Here is a 20,282-nt window from a genome sequence, read left to right as displayed (position 1 = left end):
CGCGGGCGGGATCTGGCTGAGCACGATGCCCTCGTTGTACTCGGGCCGGTACTGCCGCACCAGGACGGGGTAGGACGCCCAGGCCTCCCGGTAGGTGCCGACCGCGTAGGGGACGTCGGCGCCGCGCGAGAACCGCCGCCTCTGCCACCACCGCCCGATCGCCTCCGCCACCCTCCGCACGCTACGCGCGACCACCGACGCGGAAGCGGCGCCCGCGTGCGCAGGCGGGATCTCGAGACGCCCTCCGGGCTGCTCCATCAGCATGCGCGGCGGAAGGGACTATCCGCCCGCGCGGCGTGCTCCCGGTCGACTGGGAGCGGCGGAGCCGTCCCTCGCCTAGTGTGCGGAGTCCTGCTCGTCGATGTCCGCGATCTCGGCCTCGTCCGGCTTGAAGGTCAGCGAGAACATGGCGATCGCGACGAGCACGACGATGAAGGCGACGCCGAACGAGATGAGCGCGACGACCGGCTCGCGGGTCGAGAGCATGACGACCAGGCCGACGAAGGCCGCCATCACCGCGGAGAAGCCGATGAGCTCGAGCGGGCGCAGGCGGTCCTTGCGGGTCGGCTGGAACGTGCGGGGCGTGAACTCGCCGGGGTCGCGCGCCGGGGCGGAGTCGGCCGCCGAGGCGCGGTCGGCGGGAGAGGCGGGGTCGGCCGCCGAGGCGCGGTCTGCGGGAGAGGCGGGGTCGGGCTGCTGGCCTTCGGCGGTCATCGGTCTCCTCCGGAGGTCGGTGTCGTGGGGGCGACGGGATCGTGTCCGGTGGCTGCGTCGGCGCCGGCGGCCCATTTGAGCGAGAACGCCGCGATGGCGAGGAAGACGGCGACCATCACGGCGTAGGCGCCGAGGAGGCCGACGGTGACGACGGGGTGGGGCGGGAGGAGTCCGAAGGCGGCGCCGAGGAGCATCGTGCCGACGCCGACGATCACGGAGTCGCGGGCGGCGAGGCCCTGACCGCGGCGGCCGCTCGAGAACTCGAGGAAGCCGGAGAGCAGCGCCCAGCCGGCGACGAGGGCGACGAAGGAGAGCAGGTTGGCGACCGGGAGCGCGACGAGCGCCGCGACTCCGGCGACCAGGGTGAGCACCGCGGAGCCGAGGGCGAGCGGGCGGGCCCGGCCGCTCCAGCTGCGGAGCCCGAGGGCGAGCGAGACGGCGCCGGTCGCGATCGCGAAGCCGCCGAAGACGGCGAGGCCGAAGGCGGGCCCGTGGTCGGGCGAGAAGGTGACGACGCAGCCGGCGACCGCCGCGATCACGGCGCGCGCGAGGGGCAGGGTCCACAGGCGGCGGTCGGGGTCGGCGGCGATGGCCACGGTCGAGCCTCTCTGGGATGGAGGGAGAAGGCGTCCGGGAGCGGACGGCTGGGCGCGCGACGGCACGGCGACGCGGACTCCAGCGATTTTACGCTCCCGCGGCTCCGCCCAGGCCCGGAGCGGGGCCCGGGGCGCGATCCGGGGCGAAGTCGCAGGCGGCTCAGCCGAGCCAGACCTCCTCGACCCGCGGGAACACGGCGTCGGCGGAGAAGCGCTCGCGGAAGCGCGCCCCGGCCTTCTCGACGACCTCGGCCCGGGCGTCCTCGTCGGTGATGAGCTCGGTCAGCGCGGCGGCGAGGCCCTCGACGTCTCCGGGCGCGACCACGCGGCCGCAGCCGTCGCCGAGGACCTCGGGGATGCCGCCGACCGCGGTCGAGACGACGGCCGCGTCGCGGGCGAGGGCCTCGAGGATGAAGATCGGCATCGCCTCGTCGCGCGAGGGCAGGACGGCGATGGACGCCTCGTCGAGCAGGGCGAGCAGGCGGGCGTTCTCGAGCGAGCCGAGGAACTCGATCCCCGGGACGCCGCGGTCGACGACCTCCGGCTCGCGGATCGGACCGGCGACAAGCAGGCGCCAGCCCTCCTTGCCCTCGACCTGCGCCCACGCCTTCTGCAGCACGTCGACGCCCTTGCGGTGGCTGACGACGCCGCCGAAGACGACGGTGCGGGTCTTCTCGCGCGGGGTGCCCTGCTCGAGCGCGTTGGGCACGAGGTGCACGCGCTCGGCGGGGACGTAGCGGCGGCAGATCGCCGAGGTCTCCTCCGAGAGCGAGATGATCTCGTCCGCGCTGCGCAGCACGTCCTTCACCAGGCGCGGGTGCGCGGCGGTGAAGGCGGCGAACTCGCTGCCGTGCAGGTGGGCGACCGTGCGCAGTCCGAGACGGTGCGCGAGGCGGAGGAGGGACCCCTCGCGGAGGAACGAGCCGCGCTCCGAGAGGTGGACGACGATCACGGCGCCGGGCTCCCGGCGCGCGATCGCGACGATGCGGGCGGCGGCGCCGGCGGCCAGGCGGGCCGCGGCGACGTGCTCGCCCGGAGCGGTCCGGGAGGAGATCACCCGGACGTCCGAGCGCTCGAACGGCCAGCGGAGGTACCCGTTGACGACCTGCGTCATGCCTCCGGGGACCTCTCCGCTGCGGCCGACGTGGTACACCCGCGTCTTCGGGCCGGCAGGGGCTGCCGCGGCGGCCGGGCGGCTGCGGGGCGGCACGGCGAGCAGCGCCTGGATGTCGTCGCGGACGCCGCGGAGGCGTCCGCGGGCGACGAGCAGCTTCTCGAGCAGCTCGCTCCGGCGGGCGACCACGGCGGAGAAGGTCTCGACGCCGGCGGCCGGGGTCGTCCGGGACATGTCGACCGTGACGTCGTGGATCCCGATGGTCTCGAAGTGGCGCGAGGCCTTCGTCGATCCGTCCATCTGCAGGCTCACCGGGGCGGCGCCCTCGGTGAACGCCATGATGATCACGTGCAGCCGGTCGCTCATCGCGACGCGGGCCGTGCGGTAGAGCTCGCGCAGCAGGATCTCGTGCTCGTCGTGGGTGTGCGCCGGATCCCAGTCGAGGATGTCCGCGTCGAGGTCGGCGGCGAGACGGCGGGAGCGCTCGGCGTCGACGGCGACCTGCGTGACCACGACGATGTCGAGGTCCTCGCGCTCGGCGAAGCCCTTGATCGCGGCCAGCCACTCCTGCTCGGGGTAGGGGCGGGCGTCCACCTCGTGGTCCTCGCGGAGGGAGAGGACCAGAACGCGCCGCTCCTCGTCGGGCTGCGCGGCGAACGCGGTCAGCTCCGCGTCGCTCGAGCCCTCGCCGTAGCCGAGGTCGGGCATGGCGGCGCCGACGCGCATGTAGCCGGCCGTCTTGTCGTCGCGCCAGCGGGTGTAGCTCGAGAGCGCCATCGAGGGCCACATGATCGCGCGGGGCAGCGGGGCGAAGTTGCGGGTGCCCACGCCGGCGCGGATCACGCGGCCGCCGCCGAGGCGCACGAGGGCGATGCCCGGGAGCATCACGAGGTGCTCCTTCATCCCGATCAGGGTCAGCTGGATCTCCCCCGGCTTGAACACCGAGTTCGCCCGGCCGGCGAGGGCCTCGCGGGCGAGCGCCGCGTACCAGCGCAGGAGCGAGCGGTACACCGTGTCGTCCGGGCCCAGGCGCAGGCCGTCGTCGTAGCCCCACGGCGAGTGGCCCACGTAGACGTGGAGCGGACCCGACTCGCGGAGCCAGTCGAGGAGCTGGCGACGCAGGATGATGTCGCCGATGTTCTCGTACTGGCCGCGGCCGACGGCGAAGATCGATCGGGCAGGTGTCACGGGCGGGCCTTTCGGAGGGGTTCGCGTGGGGGTGACCGGTGCGGAGCGGGGAGCGTCGCGGGTCTCCCCGGTCGATCCTCCTGCCGCGCTGCCGTCGTGGGCCGGGCCGGCCGGGCTCCGCAGGAGCGGGCTCGGGGCCGATGGCGCCCCGGGCAGACTAGCGCAGGCGGGCTCGGCGGCTCGAGGAGGAGTGCTCGCGTCAACAGCCGTTGGTGACCAGGAAGGCCTTGAGGAACGCGCCGGTCTGGTAGACGTACTGGTTCACCAGGTAGTCCAGGCCCATCGGCTCGCCCGAGGGCACCATCGAGAGCTCGCCGGAGTAGCAGCGCTCGATGATCATCTCGGCGCGCACGAGGTGGGAGGCGTTGGTGATCACGATGACGTGGTCCCAGCCGTACTGCTCGGCCATGTCGCGCAGCTGCCGGGCCTCTCCCTGGGTCGTGAGCGGGTCGGCGGAGTAGCAGAGGACGTCGCCGCCGGGCTCGTTGCACTTCTTGTACTTCTTGGCCTCGTAGGGAGCGTTCATCTCGCCGGGGCCGACCGAGAGCACCATCGTGTCCGTCGCCCCGGAGGTGATGATCCGGCGGGCGAACTCGACTCGTGCCCTCGTGGAGGGGCCCAGCACGAAGACCGCGTCCGCCTGCTCAGGGATCGGGTCGATCGGGGGCGTGACGTAGAGCGGGATCCCGGCGCCGAAGAGGGCGAGCACTACGAGGGGGACGAGCAGGAGCCGTCCGATCACGGTGCGAGCGCGGACCCGGGGGCATCTCGGGCGCTCCCGGGACGGCGGGGTGGACGGGCGGTCGCCGGTCGCGGTCGTGGCCGTGTCCATCGCGTCCTCCCTCTCGTCGGGACCGCCGCTCGCCCGCGGCGGGTGATCCGCGACGCGGGTGCGACGGCGATCACCAGTGGAGAGCCCATCATCGCAGTGTTTCGGCGAGGGGTCGGCCCGGTGAACGCCCGGTCAATTCTCTCGCCCAGCGGCCCGGCCCGGGGCCGTGTCCAGAGTCGCCGGGTAGGGTCGCCGTTCCTCGACCGAGCAGCACTCCCCCTCGTCCATTCCGCGGACGGGCATTCCCGGAGTCCCCTCCCGATCCGGCATCCGCCCTCCGATCCGTCGTCGACAGCGCGTGTGACCGTTCGTATACACGCATGCGCGGCGGTCCGCCAGTCCTTCAGCGGAATCGCTGATATGAGCCCGACCACCACGCCCGAATGGGGTACTACAACCTGAATCCGTCTCATCCAGCCATCAGTCGCAAGGCCCGTCTATAGCGTCGGGAGGACCAGCACCACCCCCTTGAGCAGCCCCCTCGAACCGCCCCCGACGCCCCCTCGAAGACCCGGAGCCGATCGTGAATCCTCAGACCACGCCAGACCCGACCCGCCCTCGCCGACGACGCGCACGCCTCTCCCTCACCACCGCTCTGATCGCCGCTCTCGGCATCCTGGTCGCCCCCCTCACGGCGCCCGCCGCCTCCGCGGCCACTCTCGACCCGGGCGCCGGGCAGAGCACGCGGATCCAGGAGACGAACTCCTCGCTGACCTACAGCGGCTCGTGGCGCACGATGACGGGCGGCGACAGCGGCGGCGGGATCAAGTTCCTCAACAGCACCGGCTCCGTCTCGTTCAGCTTCCGCGGCACCGGCTTCAGCTGGGTCAGCCGCACCACCGCCTCCGCCGGCATCGCCACCGTCACGGTCGACGGCGCGAGCACCTCGGTCGACCGGTACACGAAGACCACGGCGTACCAGGTCCCGGTGTTCACGAAGAAGGACCTCGCCGACACCGTCCACACGGTCAAGATCGCCTGGAGCGGCACGGCCAACAGCTCCGCGAGCGACAAGAACCTGGTCATCGACGCGTTCGACATCACCCGCGCGACTCCCGCCACCGAGGAGCCGACCGACGAGACCGGCGGCGGCGAGGACGACGGCCCCGTGCTCGATCCTTCCGGAGCGACCAGCCTCCTCGTGCAGGAGACCGACCCCGCGCTGCAGTACACCGGCTCGTGGAGATCGATGGCGGGCGGCGACAGCGGCGGCGGGATGAAGTACCTGACCTCCGCCGGATCGGTGAAGTTCACCTTCGTCGGCACGTCGTGGCGCTGGATCAGCCGGAAGACCTCCTCCTCCGGCATCGCCGCGGTCTCGGTCGACGGCGGACCCGTCACCAAGGTCGACCGCTACAGCTCGACCGCGCAGTACCAGGTGCCGGTCTACGAGACGACCGACCTCGCCGAGGGCACGCACACCGTGACCATCTCCTACACGGGGACGAAGAACTCCAAGTCGACCGACAAGAACCTGATCATCGACGCGTTCGTCCTCGCCGAGGACGGCCTCGCGACCGACGCCGTGGAGCTCTCCCCCCTGACCGACGGCTACACCGTCGCCTGGGACGCGCCCTTCAGCTCGCGGGTCGTCTCGTACGACGTGCACCGCTCGAACGAGGACGGCTCCGGCGACACGGTCGTCGGCACCGTCGCCGACCCGGTGCGCCAGTACCGCGACGAGACCGCCGAGGCGGGACGCGCCTACACGTACACCGTCACGGCGACCGACGACGCCGGCCGCGACTCGCGGCTGAAGGAGTCGGCCACCACCTCGGCCGACATCCTCGCCTCCCGCGCCTCGCTGCTCGCGGCCTTCGACTGCCCCGCCGCCACCAAGACGGTGTCGACCTCGGCGCAGCTCGTCACGGCCCTGACCAACCCCTCCTCCGGCGACGTCATCCGCCTGGCCGACAGCGTCTACACCGGCAAGTTCGCCCTCCGCGGCACCGCCGCCCAGCCCGGGTCGATCTGGATCTGCGGCTCGCCCAACGCGGTCCTCACCTCCGGATCCACCTCGAGCGGCACCGCGCTCATCCTGAACACGGTGAGCGACGTGCACCTCGTGGGCTTCTCGGTCCGCAGCTCCTTCCAGGGCATCCAGGTGCTCGCCAGCAAGGGCGTCCAGATGGCCGGCCTGACGGTGAGCGAGATCGGCTACGAGGCGGTCCACTTCCGCAGCCAGACCACCGACTCCCTGATCGTCGGCAGCACCATCCGCCGCACCGGCCTCGTCTCCGCCAAGTACGGCGAGGGCGTCTACGTCGGCACCTCCGACCGCAACTGGTGCGAGTACAACAGCTGCAACCCTGACCGCACGGCCCGCATCGCGGTCGTGGACAACGCGATCAGCGACACCGGCGCCGAGCCGATCGAGGCCAAGGAGGGCACCCTCGACGGCGACATCATCGGGAACACGGTCCTCGGCGGATCGCGGCTCGCCTCGGACGTCGTCTCGCTGATCCTGGTCTCGGGCAACAGCTGGCTGGCCGCGGGCAACTCCGCCGCGGGCACCACCACCTACGGCTACCAGGTGATCACCCGCGCCGACGGCTCGGGCAACGACAACACCATCAGCGGCAACCTCGCGCTGAAGACCAGCGACGCGGTGGTCTACCTCCACCAGCCGTCCAACTGGTCCACCAGCGGCAACATGCTGAGCTGCTCCAACTCCGGGAAGGACCTGATCGGGAACGTGGCCTGCACGCCGTGACCTGACCCGCTCCCCGCGCGCAGAACCGCCGCCGTCGTCCCCTCGACGGCGGCGGTTCTGCGTGTGCCCGCCTCCCGCCGACCAGGCGCGGACGGCCGGGGTCGCGCCCGACTACCGCGGACTCGCGAGGGCGCGGGCGGGCGCTCGTGCGCCCGTGGGCCGCGGGAGGGGGCCGAGAGGACGGGGACGGGATCAGAGCCCGGCTGACGCGCCCGCGCCTCTCCAGCACGCAGAAGTGGGCGGAGTCGCGCGCGAGTACCGCGACTTCTGCGGGCTCGCGGGGTCAGCTGGCTCCCGGAGCCGGTGAGGCATTCGGTCCGGCTACGGCGGGCACTGGAGAGGCCGGAGGTCCGGAGGGGCCGGCCGGGCCCCGGAGAGCCCGCACGGGCCCGCCCCGGAGAGTCCGCGGCCCCAGCACGAGGACGCCGCCTCCTCTCGAGTCCGCGGAAGTCGGCGTGCTCGCGTGCAACTGCCGCGACTCGTGCGGACTCGCGGGGTGAGCGCGCTCGCGGGGGACGGAGAAGGGCCTGGTCCGGCCGCGGTGGGCGCCGGAGAGACTGGGAGGGCGGACGGACCGGCCAGGCCTCGCAGAGCCCGCACGGGCCCGCCCCGGACAAGCGGCGCAGTCCCCGGACGCGGAAGAGCGCACCGCGGCCGGGGCCGGGGTGCGCTCTTCCGCAGCGTGCGAGGACGCGATCAGACGATCGCGGGGGCCTTCTGCAGCTTGTGGCGGGCCAGGACGACCGCGCCGACCACGGGGGTGCCGGCGGTCTCGATCCAGTGCACGTCGGCGGCGGCCTGGGGCGAGTCGACCTTGCCCTCGATCAGGACGAGGACGGCTCCGTCGGCAACGCCGCGGAAGGTCGGCGACTGCTCGGTCGCGCCGAGGGTGCCGGTGACGATCAGGACGATGTCGTAGACCTTCTCGAGCTCCTCGACCAGCGCGCGGAGGGCGTCGGTCGGCATCGGCGTGCCGGCCTGGGCGCCGCCCGCGGGGAGCAGGTCGACGCGGTCGGTCGAGCGCTTGATGATCGCGTCGTCGAGCGAGGCGGCTCCGGCGAGCACCTCGCGCAGGCCCGGGCGTCCGCCCGAGGCGGAAGCGAGAGCCGAGCCCTCGGCGGTGCCGTCCACGATCACGACGGACGAGCCGAGCACGGCCAGCGCCTTGGCGAGCAGCACCGCGCTGGCGGTGTGCGGGGTCTTCTCGGACGCCGGGGCGATCGCGAAGGAGGAGTACGAGCGGGTGCGCGCGATGGCGGAGAGCTCGAACGCCACGGCCGAGTAGCGGGCAGGGATCTCGGTCGAGTTCAGCATCTCGTCGAGCTTGGTGGCCTTGACCGGGACGATGCCCAGCAGCGGCCGGTCGATCGCGGAGCGGACGTCGTCGCCGCTGCGGAGGCGGCGGTCGAGGGCGGTCATCACGATCGCCACTCCCACGCCGACCACGGCGCCGCCGAGGATGCCGAGCGCGAGCAGGACGAGGATGCCACCGGTGACCGGCAGCTCCGGCGGGAGCGCCTGGCTGAGCACCTGGAGCTGGATCTGCGGGACGGCGACGCCGTTCGTGGTGGTCGTCGGGTCGGCCCCCTTCACGGCCGCGTCGAGCTGGGCGGCGACCGCGTTGGCGATGACCGCGGCCTGCTCGGGCGAGGGGTCGGTGGCCGAGATCGTGATGACCACGGACTCCGGCTCGGCGAGGACGGTCACGCGCTTGGCGAAGTCCTCGATGGGCTCGTCGATGCCGAGGCCGTCGATGACGCCCTGCAGGACGGTGTCCGAGGTGCCGAGGGCGACGGAGGTGACCGTGGCCTGGGAGGCGGCGCTGTTGGCCGCGACCCGGTCCGCGGTCGAGAGGACTCCGGACGAGGAGACCGCGACGTACACGCGTGCGTCCGCCTTGTACTGCGGGAGGAGGACGGCGTTGAGTACCAGGGCCGCCACGGCGCCGAGCAGAGCGAAGGCGACGATGTAGACCCACCTCCGGCCGATGCCGGCGAACAGTCCGTTCAAGGTCATGGTGTGTGGTGTCCCTTTCGTCGACTGCACCGGAGTGCAGGGGGTCTGACTGTAGCGTCGTGATGTGTCGTCCGCGTTGCGCGGACCCGGCCGCGAGGTTTCGCGCGGGAGCGGTGGATCAGAGGTGGGCCTGCAGGAAGGCGAGGATCGCCTTCTTGTTGTTCGGGGTGTTGTTCTGGAGCCCGTGGTGGCCGGAGCCGTCCACGCCGACCTCGGACGCCACTCCGGCGTCCTGCAGGGCGACCTGCATCGCGTCGGCCTGCTCGACCGGGACGAGCTCGTCCTCGGAGGTCAGCCAGATCTGCGGGGCGTCCGTGGAGTCGACCGAGGTGATCGGCGACGCGGGGATGCTCTGCGGGCAGGTCGTCGAGTCGATCTCGTCGCAGTCCAGGTAGGAGAGGATCTGCTCCTTCGCCTCGGGCACCGGCGTGCCCAGCGACATCCCGGTCTCGGTCATGTCGGCGACCGCCGAGAAGGCGACGACCGTCTTGACCCGCGAGCCCTCGGTGAGGGAGCCCTCGCCGAGCGTGCCCATGGTCGCTCCGATGATCGCTCCGGCGGAGCTGCCCATCACGCCGATGCGGGCGGGGTCGAGGCCGAAGCGCGTGACCTGCGCGGGCTCGCGCAGCCACTCCACGGCGGCCTGCGCGTCCTCGATCTGGCCGGGGTACCGGCTGTCCTGGAGGAGGCGGTAGTCGACGGAGACCGAGACGAAGCCGCGCTCGGCGTAGTACTCGCAGAGCTCGGTCATCCCACCCTCGTCGCGGGCGCCGTCGACGAACCCTCCGCCGTGCAGCATCAGCAGCGCGGGGCGGTCGGTGCCGCCCGCGGTGGGGAGGCAGGCGTCGGCCTTCAGCGAGACGCCGTCGACCGAGCGGTACTCGATCGCCTTCTCCGTCGTGAAGCCGTCGGGCGTGCGGACGGGCTCGGGCTGCGAGGAGCAGCCGGCCAGCCCGAGGGCGACGGCCACGACGGCCGCCAGGACTCCGGCTCTGCGTGCTCGTGTCGTCTTCACTCGTGGGACTCCGCTCTCTTCTTCTCGTAACTGGGGGAGGTGCCGGGCTCATCGGCCGGGACCGCGACGGGATCGGAGACGACTCCGGGGCCGCGCGCAGGGACGGGCACGGGCTTGCGCCGCTTGCCGGGGCCGCCGAGGGCGGCCGGGGGGACGTAGATCCACTTGACCTTCGAGAGGTAGCGGGTCACGAAGAGCGAGAGGACGACCGCGAGCACCATCACGACCAGCAGCAGCGGCACCTCGAAGCCGCCGATCTCGGAGCGGTCCTCGGGGAGTATCACCCGCAGGATCGTGATGGCGATCACGATGAAGTAGAGGTGTAGCAGGTAGATGTGCAGGCTGCGCTCGCCGCAGATCGTGAAGAAGTTCAGGAATCGCACTCGGGAGAGGGCCCGCGACACGAGGATGCCCATCGCGACGGCGGCCATCTGGCCGGCGAGGGCGAGGAACGGCACCCAGCGGATCGGGAAGAGGAAGAGCACCGCGCTCAGCACGACGAAGACCGGAGTGACGTAGAGGAACGCGCGGCTCCCCTTCTGCTCGACGAAGTCGATGATCCTCTTCGAGTAGAGCGTGCCCACCAGGAAGAAGACGAACAGGGCGCCGATGCGGTTCCAGCCCACGTTGGTCGTGTTGAGGAGACCCGTGGTGAACATCGTCCCCATCACCGCGGCGAGGGCGACCTGCACGCGGTGGTCGACCTTGCGCAGGAGCCACGCGCCGAGCGTGAAGAGCACGAGGCCGTAGATGAACCAGTAGCTGCTGCTGGGCCAGAAGAACAGCAGGAGCAGGTTGAGCGGGTCGGTCGCGGGGAGCTCGCCGAGTCCGCCGTTCGCGAGCGGCACGACCAGGTAGAAGGCCATGCGGATCACGGACCAGACCACGTAGAGCCAGAGCAGCGGGTACAGCCTGCGGCGCCAGAGGTCGCCGAAGCTCCAGGTGCGGATGCGCGAGCCGAAGAGACCGGACACCAGGAAGAAGAGGGGCATCGGGAACAGCTCGAACACGACCTTGATGCGGCCGAGAGTGTTCTCGACCCCGATGTCACCGAGGTACAACGACGTGTGGTAGTACACGACCATCAGGATGGCGGCACCCTTAGCGAAATCCACCCATTCGCGTCGGGCCCCGCCCGCAGGCTTCAGCAGCTTCATTCTCTCCCCCTTGTGCCCGGTCGTACCGCTCGTGAATTCCATCCGAGGTGAACAAGGCTCAGAGAAGGACGCAGGCTCGGTCGCAGAATGCGACCGAGGATCAAGACTAAGGGTGTATCGTCCGCGCCGCACATTCGACGGAATAGTGACGAGGACTCGATTGCCGGGAAGCGCACTCCGGCCTCTCCGCTCACCATGGAGACGACGGTCACCGGCGTCCGTTCCCGGCGCTCATCGCCGCTCGGTAGAGCGCGGGCGCCGCGGCGGCGAGCCCGAAGAGGACGGAGCGCTTGAGGTCGCGCCGGCGCACGAGCGCGACCAGGTGCCGGAGTCCCGCCTCGTCGTGCGCGGCCCGCCAGAGCCGGTCCGCCTCCTCGGGGCTGTGCGCGCCCGAGGTGGCGTCCTTGAAGCGGGAGAGCAGGGAGAAGCGCGCGCGGTAGTAGGAGTAGTCCTGCGAGTCGAGGATGCGCGGGTCGAGCCCGCGGGCCGTCCGCTCGATCACGGCGGCGAGCCCGGCGAGCGAGTCGGCGCGCTTCGCGCCCGAGCGGATGATCGAGCCGGAGCGGAGGCGGTACTCGTAGACGGAGTCGGGGACGACGACGACCTCGTCGGCCGCGGCGAGCAGCTGCGCGACCTGCGCCTGGTCCGAGTGCTGGCGGATCCGCGTGAACTCGATGCCGTCGAACAGCTCGCGGCGGAACAGCTTGTTCCAGAGGTGCCCGGTCAGCTCCCCGACCAGGAGCGCGGTGAAGGCGCCCCGGCCCGAGAGCGCGAGCGGGCCGCGCAGGGAGCCGACGGGCGTGGATCCGGTGGCGTCGACCGCGACCGCCTGGGCGACCACCACGTCGGCGCGGCCCGCCTCCCCCGCCGAGAGCATGGCCTCGACCGCGGTCTCCGGCCACTCGTCGTCGGCGTCGACCAGCCAGACCCACTCGCCGGCGGCCTCGCCGACGGCGCGCTCGCGAGCGGCGGCGACGCCCTGGTTCTCGTCCTGGCGGAGGTAGCGGATCCGCTCGTGCTCCTCGGCGAACGCGCGGCCGATCGCCTCGGTCCCGTCGGTCGAGGCGTCGTCGACCACGAGGATCTCGAGCTCGGCGTGGGTCTGCCGCAGCAGGCGCTCCAGGGCGGAGGCGAGGTGCGCCTCCTCCTGGTGCGCCGGGACCACCACCGAGACGAGGGTCACTTCTGCCCCACGACCCGGCGGAGCACCGTCTCGAGGTCGCGGCCGCTGGACTCCAGCGAGAAGCGGTCGAGCCAGCGGTCGATGCCGGTGATCTCGAGCTCGCTCGCGCGGATCAGCGCGTCGGCGAGGTCGGAGGCGGAGGGGGTGAGCGCGAGCTCGCCGGTCAGGCCGGGGACGATCGCGTCCGCGACTCCGAGCGCCCCGGACACGGCGACCGAGGGGACGCCGGCGGCGGCCGCCTCGACCAGCACGTTGCCGAAGCCCTCGCGCAGCGACGGGAGCAGCACGACGGCGTTCTCGTCGAAGTGGTGGAACCAGTCCTCGACCCAGCCCATGTCCTGGAAGTCCACGCCGCGCGCGGTCGCCTCCGCCTTCATGCTGCCGAGCAGCGGGCCGCCGCCGAAGGAGACGACCTTCGCGGGGATGCCGCGGCGCTCCAGCTCCTCGGCCGCGAGGATCGCGAGCTCGGGGCGCTTCTGGACGACGAGGCGGCAGGGCAGCACGATCTGCAGGCCCGCCGCAGTGCCGGGGGTGCGCGAGACCTGGCGGGAGCGGTCGACCTTGGCGGTCGCCGGGTTCGGCACGACGGTGCAGCGCTCGCCCGAGACGCCGAAGCCGGCGACGAGCTCGCCCGCGACGGGGTGCGAGATCGCGATGACGTGGTCGGCGCGGCGGTAGAGCGTCTTGGCGAGCCCGAGCTGCACCTTCTGGGTCCTCGAGAAGCCCGGGATGCCGAGCGAGACGAGGTTGCGCTCGCTCACGATGGTCTTCGGGCGGTCCGCCTTCGCGGTCATCTCGGCCGAGGCCAGGAGCACGATGTTCGGGTAGCCCTGCAGGGCGACCGCGACGTCGGGGGTGCGGCGGCGGAACAGCTCCTTGAGCATCCGCGCCTTGCCGACGTGGCCCTTGCCCTCGCCGATGCGGTGCAGCACCGCGCCCTCGGGGAGGTACTCGTCGGTGCCCTTCACCGAGGTGGTGACGACGTCGACGTGGTGGCCCTGCTCGAGGAGCCAGCCCATCCAGGTGCGGGCGACGAACTCGGCCCCGCCGCCGTGCAGCGACGTGACGACGAACATGATCCGCATGCGCGGTCCCTTCTCCTGCGCCGCGCTCATCGCACGACCTCCGCGCCGAGGCCGCGGGTGTTGAGCGCCGAGAGGCGGCGCACCTCGGGCATGGCCGCGTCGATGGTGGCGCGCACGCCGCCGTCGCCCGGCTCGGCGAGGATGCGGTCGATCACCGGGAGGACGCGGTCGGCGAAGCCGGGGACCGGCTCGACGCACAGCTGCGGCAGGCCGATGAGGCGCATGATGCCCTCGACCTTGCCCTGGGTGGCGAGGGTGATCGCGGGGACGCCGAGCGAGAGCGACATGATCGCGAGGTGCATGCGGCCGGTGACGGTCAGCAGGGCGTCCTCGGCGAGGCCGCGGATCTCGGCGGGCATGAGCACGCGGTCGACGACGGTGACGCCCTCGGATCCCACGCGCTCGGCGACCGCGCGGACGGCCACCTTGTCGTCGCCGATGGGGCGGGAGACGTGCGGGAGGAGCACGACGTGCACGCCGGCGGCGCGGAGGCGGTCGACGATGCGCTCGTACTCCGGCACCTGGTCGACCATGCCGGCGACGAGGGCGCTCGCGTTCACGAGCGCGAAGGGGACGCCCTCGGGCAGCCCCAGCCCCTCGCGGAAGCTGCGGTCGCGGGTGCGCGCCGAGAAGACGATGTCCGTGACCTCCTCGACGCGCTGCACGCCGATGCTCCGGGCGCGCTCCGCCGAGAGCGGGTCGCGGAGCATCGGGACGACGCCGGCGCGGGAGGCGGCGATCAGGGAGCGGCGGGCGGCGAGGCGCGCCGCCGCGTTCCAGGAGAAGCCGAGGATGCGCGTGGGCACCCCAGCCTCGGCGGCCGCCTGCGCGAGCAGGGAGCGGCGGACCGAGCCGCGGAGGCTGTACTTGCCGTCCATCATGTCGGCGCCGACGACCGAGACCGAGCGGGCGCGGCGGATCAGCGCGGCGTAGGCGCGGAGGTCGGCGGCGTGCGCGTCGCCCACTCCGTAGACCAGGTGCGGGAGCTCGACGACCTCGACCCGGTCGGCCTGCTCCTCGGGGATCACGACGTCGCCGGCGTAGCGCTGGACGACCACGACGGGACCGGTGGTGTTCTCGAGGAACGCCTCCAGCATCGCCTGGTCGCCGATGTTGCCGCTGCCGGGAGCGGCGATCACGAGGTGCGACTCGGGCTCTGGTCGGAGGTCCGCGAGGGCGGCGCGGAGCACCGCCGCGTCGCGGCGGGCGGGCAGGCGGGTCGTCGTGACGAAGTCCTTCTTCCAGGACTTGACGACGCCGAGCTTGAGTTTCATCGATCTCTTTCGGTGGGAGGAACGGCGGCGGGAGGCCGCTCGGAGTCGGGGATGCCGGCCGTGACGGCTCCGTCGACCAGCGCGCTGTCGCCGGTGGGGCTGATGGCATCGACCGTGGCCGGGGCCGGAGCGGCGGCCGGGCGGCTGCGGCGGAAGTGGCGGCGCAGGTCGGCGAGGCTGAGGATCTGGCGGCGGAACGCGGGGAGGATCAGCATCCAGAGCCCGACCCCGACCAGGACGGCGGCGCCGCCCACGAGGAGGCGGAGGACGGGCTGGTCGGCGGCGATCCAGACGGTGGAGAAGTAGGCGCCCACCGTGATCGATCCGAACGTGATGCCGCTGCGGAGGCCGTTGGTGAACATCTCGCGGACGGGGGCATCGGAGGTGCGGCCGATCCAGATCAGCGCGGTCGGCCAGGTGAGGGCGAGCGAGCCGGCGTACGCGACCGCGACGCCCGTCACTCCCCAGTTGGAGCCGAGCAGGATCAGGACGACCATCAGCGGGCGGGTCGCCAGGCTGTACCAGACGCTCTGGCGCACGAGGCCCTTGGCGAGGAACACCCAGTTGGAGCAGTACGCCGTGGCCTGGAAGAACCCGGCCACGAGCAGGATCTGGAAGATCGGGACCGAGGCGAGCCAGCGCTCCCCCACCAGGATCCGGATGACCGAGTCGGACTGGGAGCCGAGGACGGCGAGCACGAGGCCCATCGCCGTCAGCATCGCCGACTGGCCGAAGAGGATGAACGTGCGGAACCGCTCGCGCTCGTCCTGCAGCTTGGACAGCACGGGCAGTGCCACGCGCTGCACCGGAGAGTTCAACTGCTGCAGCGGCAGCATCATCAGCTGGAACGCGCGGTTGTAGAGGCCGAGGTCGACCGGGCCGAAGCGCGCGCCGATGATGACGGAGTCGACGTTCTTGCTCACGTAGGTCAGCGCCTGGGTCGCGAAGACCCCGCCTCCGTAGCGGAGGAAGTGGCCCATCGCCTCGCCGCGGCGGTAGCGGCCGGGACGCCAGCCCGTGATGAAGACCAGCATCAGCACGCTGATGAGCGGCTGCACGATCTGGCTCCCGGCCAGCGCCCAGTAGCCGGCGCCGCCGAGCGCCATCAGCACGCCGACCACGAGGCCCAGCACCTGGGCGACGATGTCGACCAGGGTGATCTTCACGAAGCGGAGGTGACGGGCGAGGTCGGCGCGGAACTGCGTCGAGATTCCGTTGAGGAGGAACGTCGAGGAGAGCACGACGGTCAGCAGCTGGAGCCGGTCGTCGCCGTAGAGGGCGGCGATCGGCCAGGAGGCCGCGATGACCACCAGGGTGAGGGTGAGGCCGATGCCCGAGTTCATCCAGAACAGGTTGCTCTTCTGGCCCGGCGTGATCTCCTTCGCCTGGATGGCGGCGGAGGAGAGGCCGAAGTCGCGGAAGATCTCGCCGATGCCGATGATCGCCGTGACCATCGCGAGCAGGCCGTAGTCGGCCGGCGAGAGCAGGCGCGCGAGGATGACGATGCCGCCCAGCTGGACGGCGATGCGGATCGCCTGCCCGCCGATGGTGACGGCGGCGCCGCGGCTCGCCGAGCGGCTGAGGCTCGGTGACGGCTTCTGCGTGGTCCCGGTCATCGGGTCGAGCCCTTCTTGGTGGCGATCGCGCCCTCGTAGGCCTTCTTGAGCTGGAGTCCGAGCACGTCCCAGTCTCGACCGGAGAGGGCGGGGAGCCCCTCCGGCGGCCGGGCGCGCGTGCGCTCGAGAGCGGCGGTGATCAGCTCGGGGGTGAGCTCGCCGTCGTACTCGATCACCCAGTCGCTGCCGACCTCCTCGGCCAGGGCCGTGTTGGTGGGCGTGCGAGGCACCAGGATCGGCCGGCCGAGCGACAGGGCGACCAGGATCGAGCCGGAGTTGTGCATCTCGCGGTAGGGAAGGACGATCAGCTCGGCCCGGCCGATCTCGTCGACCATCTCGGCGTCGTCGACCCGGCGGAGCGTGGTGCGCACCCGGGTGTCGCGGGCGGCCCGCTCCTCGACCAGCTCGCGCTGGCCCGTGCTGGGGCTGCCGACCACGTGCAGGGAGAGGGAGTCGTCCTCCACGCCGCGGAACACGTCCATCAGCTCGACGACGCCCTTGTACGGGCGGATGATGCCGAAGTAGAGGACGCGGCCGTGCTCGCGCTCGGGCAGCGGGTGCTGCGCGAACTGGTCGCGGTAGTGGCCGTGCAGCACGGTGACGGCGGGCGCCCGGCCGGGAGCGACGGTCGTCGGGTTCAGGCGGACGAACAGGTCGGTCGCGCGGTCGACCCGGGCCAGCGAGCGGCGCTCGGCGGCGGGACCGAGCTCGTGCGGGTGCAGGTTGTGCACCGTCCGCACGAGCGGGATGCGCTGGAGCGCGAGGCGCACCAGCAGCACGTCGAGGGCGCGGCGGCGGAGGAAGCGGTGCAGCGGGCTGCGGCCGCGGATCATCAGCTCGGGCCAGTGCACGTGCAGCACGTCGTAGTCGGCGAGCAGGGCGCTGCGCCAGGAGAAGAACAGCAGCTCGACGCCGGGCGCCAGGCCGTCGACGATCGAGTCGACGTACTGCGTGGTCGAGTCCGGCGGCGCGAGCGACTGCTGGACGACGAGCGCGGCCGGCGACGAGTCGTTCCTGCGGGCGAGGCGGCTCATCGCTCGCCCCGCATCCCGACGGCCATCGGCGCGTCGAAGATCCTCGCCCCGAGGGGCTGGCGCATCCGGATGCCCTTCGAGAAGTCGGGGACGTGCACCGGGTTGAGGCAGATGATGACGAGGAATCCCAGGAGCAGGTGGCTGGGGCGGACCGCGTCGATGGCGTTGTAGCCGGCGAGGCAGACCATGAAGCCGAGCAGGCCCGCCGCAGGACCGACGTCGCGACGGCTGAGCGTGGCGCCGAACATCGCGGCCACCATGATCACGAAGAGCAGCAGGCCGGGGATGCCGACGCTGATCAGCAGCTGCAGGAACGAGTTCTCGATGACGACGTCCGAGAACCGCCTGCCGCTGATGCCGGACGTCGCCGCTCCGGAGCCGAGCCAGTGCGTGAGCTCGGCCGCCTTCAGCGACACGGTCACCGCGAGGTCGCGGGCGCCGGCCGAGATGGAGGCGTCGAGGTTGTTGTTGCGGGCGGTGACGGGCTCGAAGTTCAGGACTCCGACACCCGCGACGAGCCCGGCGATCAGGATCGAGCCGGGCCGGAGCAGCGAGCGGTTCGGGTTGAGGAAGCCCACGGCGACGAGCGCGACGACGACCGCGACGGCGATGGCCGCCATCGGTCCGCGCGAGACGGTCGCGACGACGCCGCCCGAGGCCAGGATGCCCAGCAGCAGGTCCGACTTGCGGGAGCCCTGGAGCCAGGAGCCGAACGCGAGACCGGCGCCCACCGTGAGGAAGGTGCCGGCGAGCAGCGGGTGGCCGAAGGTGATCTCGGCGCGGTAGAGCGACCAGTGCTGGTCCTGCTCGTAGCCGAGGGCGCCGTAGACGGCACCGAGGATCGGGGAGCTCTGCGCGACCAGCTCGAGGGCGGCGTAGAGGGCGAGCAGCCCCGAGAGGATCACCCACGTCTTGCGCAGCAGCACGGCCTCGCGCTGGGCGTCGAAGACGAGCATCGGCACGCCCACGCAGATCGCGAAGCTGAACATCCACGAGACGCCCTCGGTCGCGTAGGAGCTGCGCACCGTCGCCAGGGCCGACCAGAGCATGAGGGCGATGAACGCGAGGATCACCACGGCCCGCCACGGGGAGAGCACGAGCTCGCGGGTCCACGCCTTGACGGGGGCGCGCCACAGCTCGGGAGCGAGCCCGCGCCGGATCGCCCAGATCACGAGGATGACGGCCCAGAGCGTCATGCGGAACGTCAGGGTCGAGGGGGTCAGCGGCGTCGGGACGAGCGCGAAGAACGCGAGCGCCATCGCCGGCAGCCAGTGCGCGGGGACCCGCAGCAGCACCCAGGCCCCGACGATGCCGCCGACTCCGGCGGCGATCACCAGGAGGCCGGTGGCCGGCTCCCGGGTCGAGAAGATGTACCCCATCCCGAGGACGATCACCAGGGCGACCGAGAAGAGCGCGCCGACGAGGAGTCGTCGCGGGAGGATGTCGATCACGTCAGGGAGTCCTTCTGGCGTCGGAGCGGAGTGGTGGAGGAGGGGGCGGGCGGTGCGGCGCTCACGGGAGTGGTCCCGTCGGCCTCGATGAGGATCGCGATGCCCTCGCGAGCCGCCTCTCGGCGGCTGGGACGCCTGCGATGCCGTGCCCTCCTCCTCCACTGCTCGACCCTGGCGCCGACCCCCGGGGAGGAGGGGTCGCGTCGGTCCTGCCGCGGATCAGGCGGGGCCCTCCTGGAGCCAGCGGCGGAAGGTCGCGACCGAGTCCTTGTTGGTGAACTCCGGTACGACGTGACCATTATCGAATTCGGCGCCGCTGTGGTACGCGATCGTCGCCTCCCTGGCGACGGGGAGCGCCAGGCGACGCAGGCGTCCGCCGTGGAGCTCGGCGGGAGCGAGCTTGTCGGCCGTGCCGGCGCTGACGCGCAGACGCATGCCCTTCCACGCGTCCTGCGGCAGCCGGGCGGGGTTGGTCGCGCGCATCAGCGCCCGGTCTCCCCCGTACACGGCGAGAACGCGGTTCGACGGACTGGTATCGCGCGCCGCGAGGTCCTCGACGTCGAAGACGCTGCTGGCGTGGTACGCCCCGTAGATGTTCGGCACCATCTTCTTCGCGTAGGCCCAGCACATCATCGCTCCGCCGCCGGAGTTCGAGCGGAGGAAGCTCGCGCGGACGTCCCAGAGGTTCTGCACCCAGGCCGTGGCGGCCGTCTGCACGGCGAGCGCCGTGGGGTTGGTGTAGTTGCTCGGACCGCCGAAGTCCGGACAGATGCTGACGAAGCCCAGGTCGACGAGTGGATCGGCCGAGTACCTGTAGGCGAAGTAGAGCGACGTGTAGTCGCTGCCGCTGGCGTGGTAGAACCAGGCGACCGGCACCGAGGAGCCTGATTTCGGCTTCGCCGAGTGCGGGACGAAGAGGCGGGTGGAGTCGCCGCCGATCTTCACATCGATGATCTCGTAAGGCTTCCTGCCGTTCTTCGAGAACGCGGTGTCGAGGCGCGAGACCTCGCCCGGAAGCTTCGGGATCACGCTGTAGTTCGGCGCGGCGAGCGCCGGGGTCGCTACGAGAGCGGAGGCGGTCGCGGCGGCTCCGACAGCGGAGGCGGCGAGCAGGAGGCGGCGCGAGAGGCCGCGCGGGGTGTCAGTCATATCGAGAATCCTTCGGAGCTTTCGCCATCAGTGTCGAGTCGGCCGACCATTCCGAATTCGACGCACATGAAGTGACGTCCGGCCCCCCAACCCATTCGAGAGTGTACGGGCCGCGGATGACGCGTGGATGTCGTTCTCATCACGT

Annotated in this window: 15 protein-coding genes; 1 reads left to right on the top strand and 14 read right to left on the bottom strand. The window is 71.9% G+C overall.

Annotated elements, in window-relative coordinates; all coding sequences use genetic code 11:
* Positions 1-336 precede the first annotated feature (336 nt).
* The 4 genes from C5D09_RS17880 to C5D09_RS13170 form a co-directional block, all read right to left on the bottom strand.
* Positions 337-714 (bottom strand): hypothetical protein, encoded by a 378-nt coding sequence (locus C5D09_RS17880; RefSeq protein WP_258067008.1) that lies wholly within the window; start codon positions 712-714, stop codon positions 337-339.
* Positions 711-1,310: an HdeD family acid-resistance protein gene (locus C5D09_RS13180; protein ID WP_104269490.1), complete on the bottom strand. Its 600-nt coding sequence runs from the start codon at positions 1,308-1,310 to the stop codon at positions 711-713. The genes C5D09_RS17880 and C5D09_RS13180 overlap by 4 nt, the downstream gene beginning before the upstream one ends.
* A 160-nt stretch (positions 1,311-1,470) precedes the next feature.
* Positions 1,471-3,612: a glycosyltransferase family 4 protein gene (locus C5D09_RS13175; protein ID WP_104226626.1), complete on the bottom strand. Its 2,142-nt coding sequence runs from the start codon at positions 3,610-3,612 to the stop codon at positions 1,471-1,473.
* Positions 3,613-3,811: 199 nt separating this feature from the next.
* Positions 3,812-4,354, bottom strand: coding sequence for a YdcF family protein (locus C5D09_RS13170; RefSeq protein WP_146084859.1), 543 nt, complete (start codon positions 4,352-4,354; stop codon positions 3,812-3,814).
* Between the two features lie 613 nt (positions 4,355-4,967).
* Between C5D09_RS13170 and C5D09_RS13165 the strand changes: the two genes are divergently transcribed.
* Positions 4,968-7,157, top strand: coding sequence for a hypothetical protein (locus tag C5D09_RS13165; protein ID WP_104269489.1), 2,190 nt, complete (start codon positions 4,968-4,970; stop codon positions 7,155-7,157).
* Positions 7,158-7,853: 696 nt separating this feature from the next.
* On the opposite strand, the gene C5D09_RS13160 is transcribed toward C5D09_RS13165, so the two are convergent.
* The 10 genes from C5D09_RS13160 to C5D09_RS13115 all read right to left on the bottom strand — a co-directional run bounded on the left by C5D09_RS13160 (position 7,854) and on the right by C5D09_RS13115 (position 20,137).
* Complete coding sequence (locus tag C5D09_RS13160) at positions 7,854-9,173, bottom strand: Wzz/FepE/Etk N-terminal domain-containing protein (RefSeq protein ID WP_104255871.1); 1,320 nt, start codon at positions 9,171-9,173, stop codon at positions 7,854-7,856.
* Positions 9,174-9,291: 118 nt separating this feature from the next.
* Complete coding sequence (locus C5D09_RS13155; RefSeq protein WP_104247646.1) at positions 9,292-10,188, bottom strand: alpha/beta hydrolase; 897 nt, start codon at positions 10,186-10,188, stop codon at positions 9,292-9,294.
* Positions 10,185-11,345: an acyltransferase family protein gene (locus C5D09_RS13150; protein WP_181027202.1), complete on the bottom strand. Its 1,161-nt coding sequence runs from the start codon at positions 11,343-11,345 to the stop codon at positions 10,185-10,187. The genes C5D09_RS13155 and C5D09_RS13150 overlap by 4 nt, the downstream gene beginning before the upstream one ends.
* 208 nt (positions 11,346-11,553) lie before the next feature.
* Entirely contained in the window at positions 11,554-12,528 is a 975-nt protein-coding gene (locus C5D09_RS13145; protein ID WP_104269488.1) for a glycosyltransferase family 2 protein, read from the bottom strand.
* A complete protein-coding gene (locus C5D09_RS13140) occupies positions 12,525-13,613 on the bottom strand; it encodes a glycosyltransferase (protein WP_181067812.1) in 1,089 nt (362 codons plus the stop codon). The genes C5D09_RS13145 and C5D09_RS13140 overlap by 4 nt, the downstream gene beginning before the upstream one ends.
* Positions 13,614-13,639: 26 nt before the next feature.
* Positions 13,640-14,887 (bottom strand): polysaccharide pyruvyl transferase family protein, encoded by a 1,248-nt coding sequence (locus C5D09_RS13135; protein WP_104233543.1) that lies wholly within the window; start codon positions 14,885-14,887, stop codon positions 13,640-13,642.
* A complete protein-coding gene (locus C5D09_RS13130) occupies positions 14,884-16,503 on the bottom strand; it encodes a lipopolysaccharide biosynthesis protein (protein ID WP_104222479.1) in 1,620 nt (539 codons plus the stop codon). The genes C5D09_RS13135 and C5D09_RS13130 overlap by 4 nt, the downstream gene beginning before the upstream one ends.
* On the bottom strand, positions 16,500-17,537 hold the full coding sequence (locus tag C5D09_RS13125; protein WP_104269487.1) for a glycosyltransferase: 1,038 nt from the start codon (positions 17,535-17,537) through the stop codon (positions 16,500-16,502). The genes C5D09_RS13130 and C5D09_RS13125 overlap by 4 nt, the downstream gene beginning before the upstream one ends.
* Positions 17,534-18,988 carry an O-antigen ligase gene (locus C5D09_RS13120; protein WP_104269486.1) on the bottom strand — a complete coding sequence of 485 codons (1,455 nt, stop codon included), beginning with the start codon at positions 18,986-18,988 and terminating at the stop codon, positions 17,534-17,536. Before C5D09_RS13120 ends, C5D09_RS13125 begins: the two co-directional genes overlap by 4 nt.
* Positions 18,989-19,207: 219 nt before the next feature.
* A complete protein-coding gene (locus C5D09_RS13115; protein ID WP_104260671.1) occupies positions 19,208-20,137 on the bottom strand; it encodes a S9 family peptidase in 930 nt (309 codons plus the stop codon).
* Between the last annotated feature and the right edge of the window lie 145 nt (positions 20,138-20,282).

This window comes from Rathayibacter sp. AY1C9 (genome assembly GCF_002932315.1).
GTDB lineage: Bacteria > Actinomycetota > Actinomycetes > Actinomycetales > Microbacteriaceae > Rathayibacter.
Note: the sequence above shows the minus strand (reverse complement) of the source record. Positions and strands in the feature narration are given on the sequence as shown.

Coding starts and splice junctions, on each gene's coding strand:
- C5D09_RS17880 (WP_258067008.1), bottom strand. CDS start 714: ATGACCGCCGAAGGCCAGCAGCCCGACCCCGCCTCTCCCGCAGACCGC.
- C5D09_RS13160 (WP_104255871.1), bottom strand. CDS start 9,173: ATGACCTTGAACGGACTGTTCGCCGGCATCGGCCGGAGGTGGGTCTAC.
- C5D09_RS13150 (WP_181027202.1), bottom strand. CDS start 11,345: ATGAAGCTGCTGAAGCCTGCGGGCGGGGCCCGACGCGAATGGGTGGAT.
- C5D09_RS13140 (WP_181067812.1), bottom strand. CDS start 13,613: ATGCGGATCATGTTCGTCGTCACGTCGCTGCACGGCGGCGGGGCCGAG.
- C5D09_RS13135 (WP_104233543.1), bottom strand. CDS start 14,887: ATGAAACTCAAGCTCGGCGTCGTCAAGTCCTGGAAGAAGGACTTCGTC.
- C5D09_RS13130 (WP_104222479.1), bottom strand. CDS start 16,503: ATGACCGGGACCACGCAGAAGCCGTCACCGAGCCTCAGCCGCTCGGCG.
- C5D09_RS13125 (WP_104269487.1), bottom strand. CDS start 17,537: ATGAGCCGCCTCGCCCGCAGGAACGACTCGTCGCCGGCCGCGCTCGTC.
- C5D09_RS13115 (WP_104260671.1), bottom strand. CDS start 20,137: ATGACTGACACCCCGCGCGGCCTCTCGCGCCGCCTCCTGCTCGCCGCC.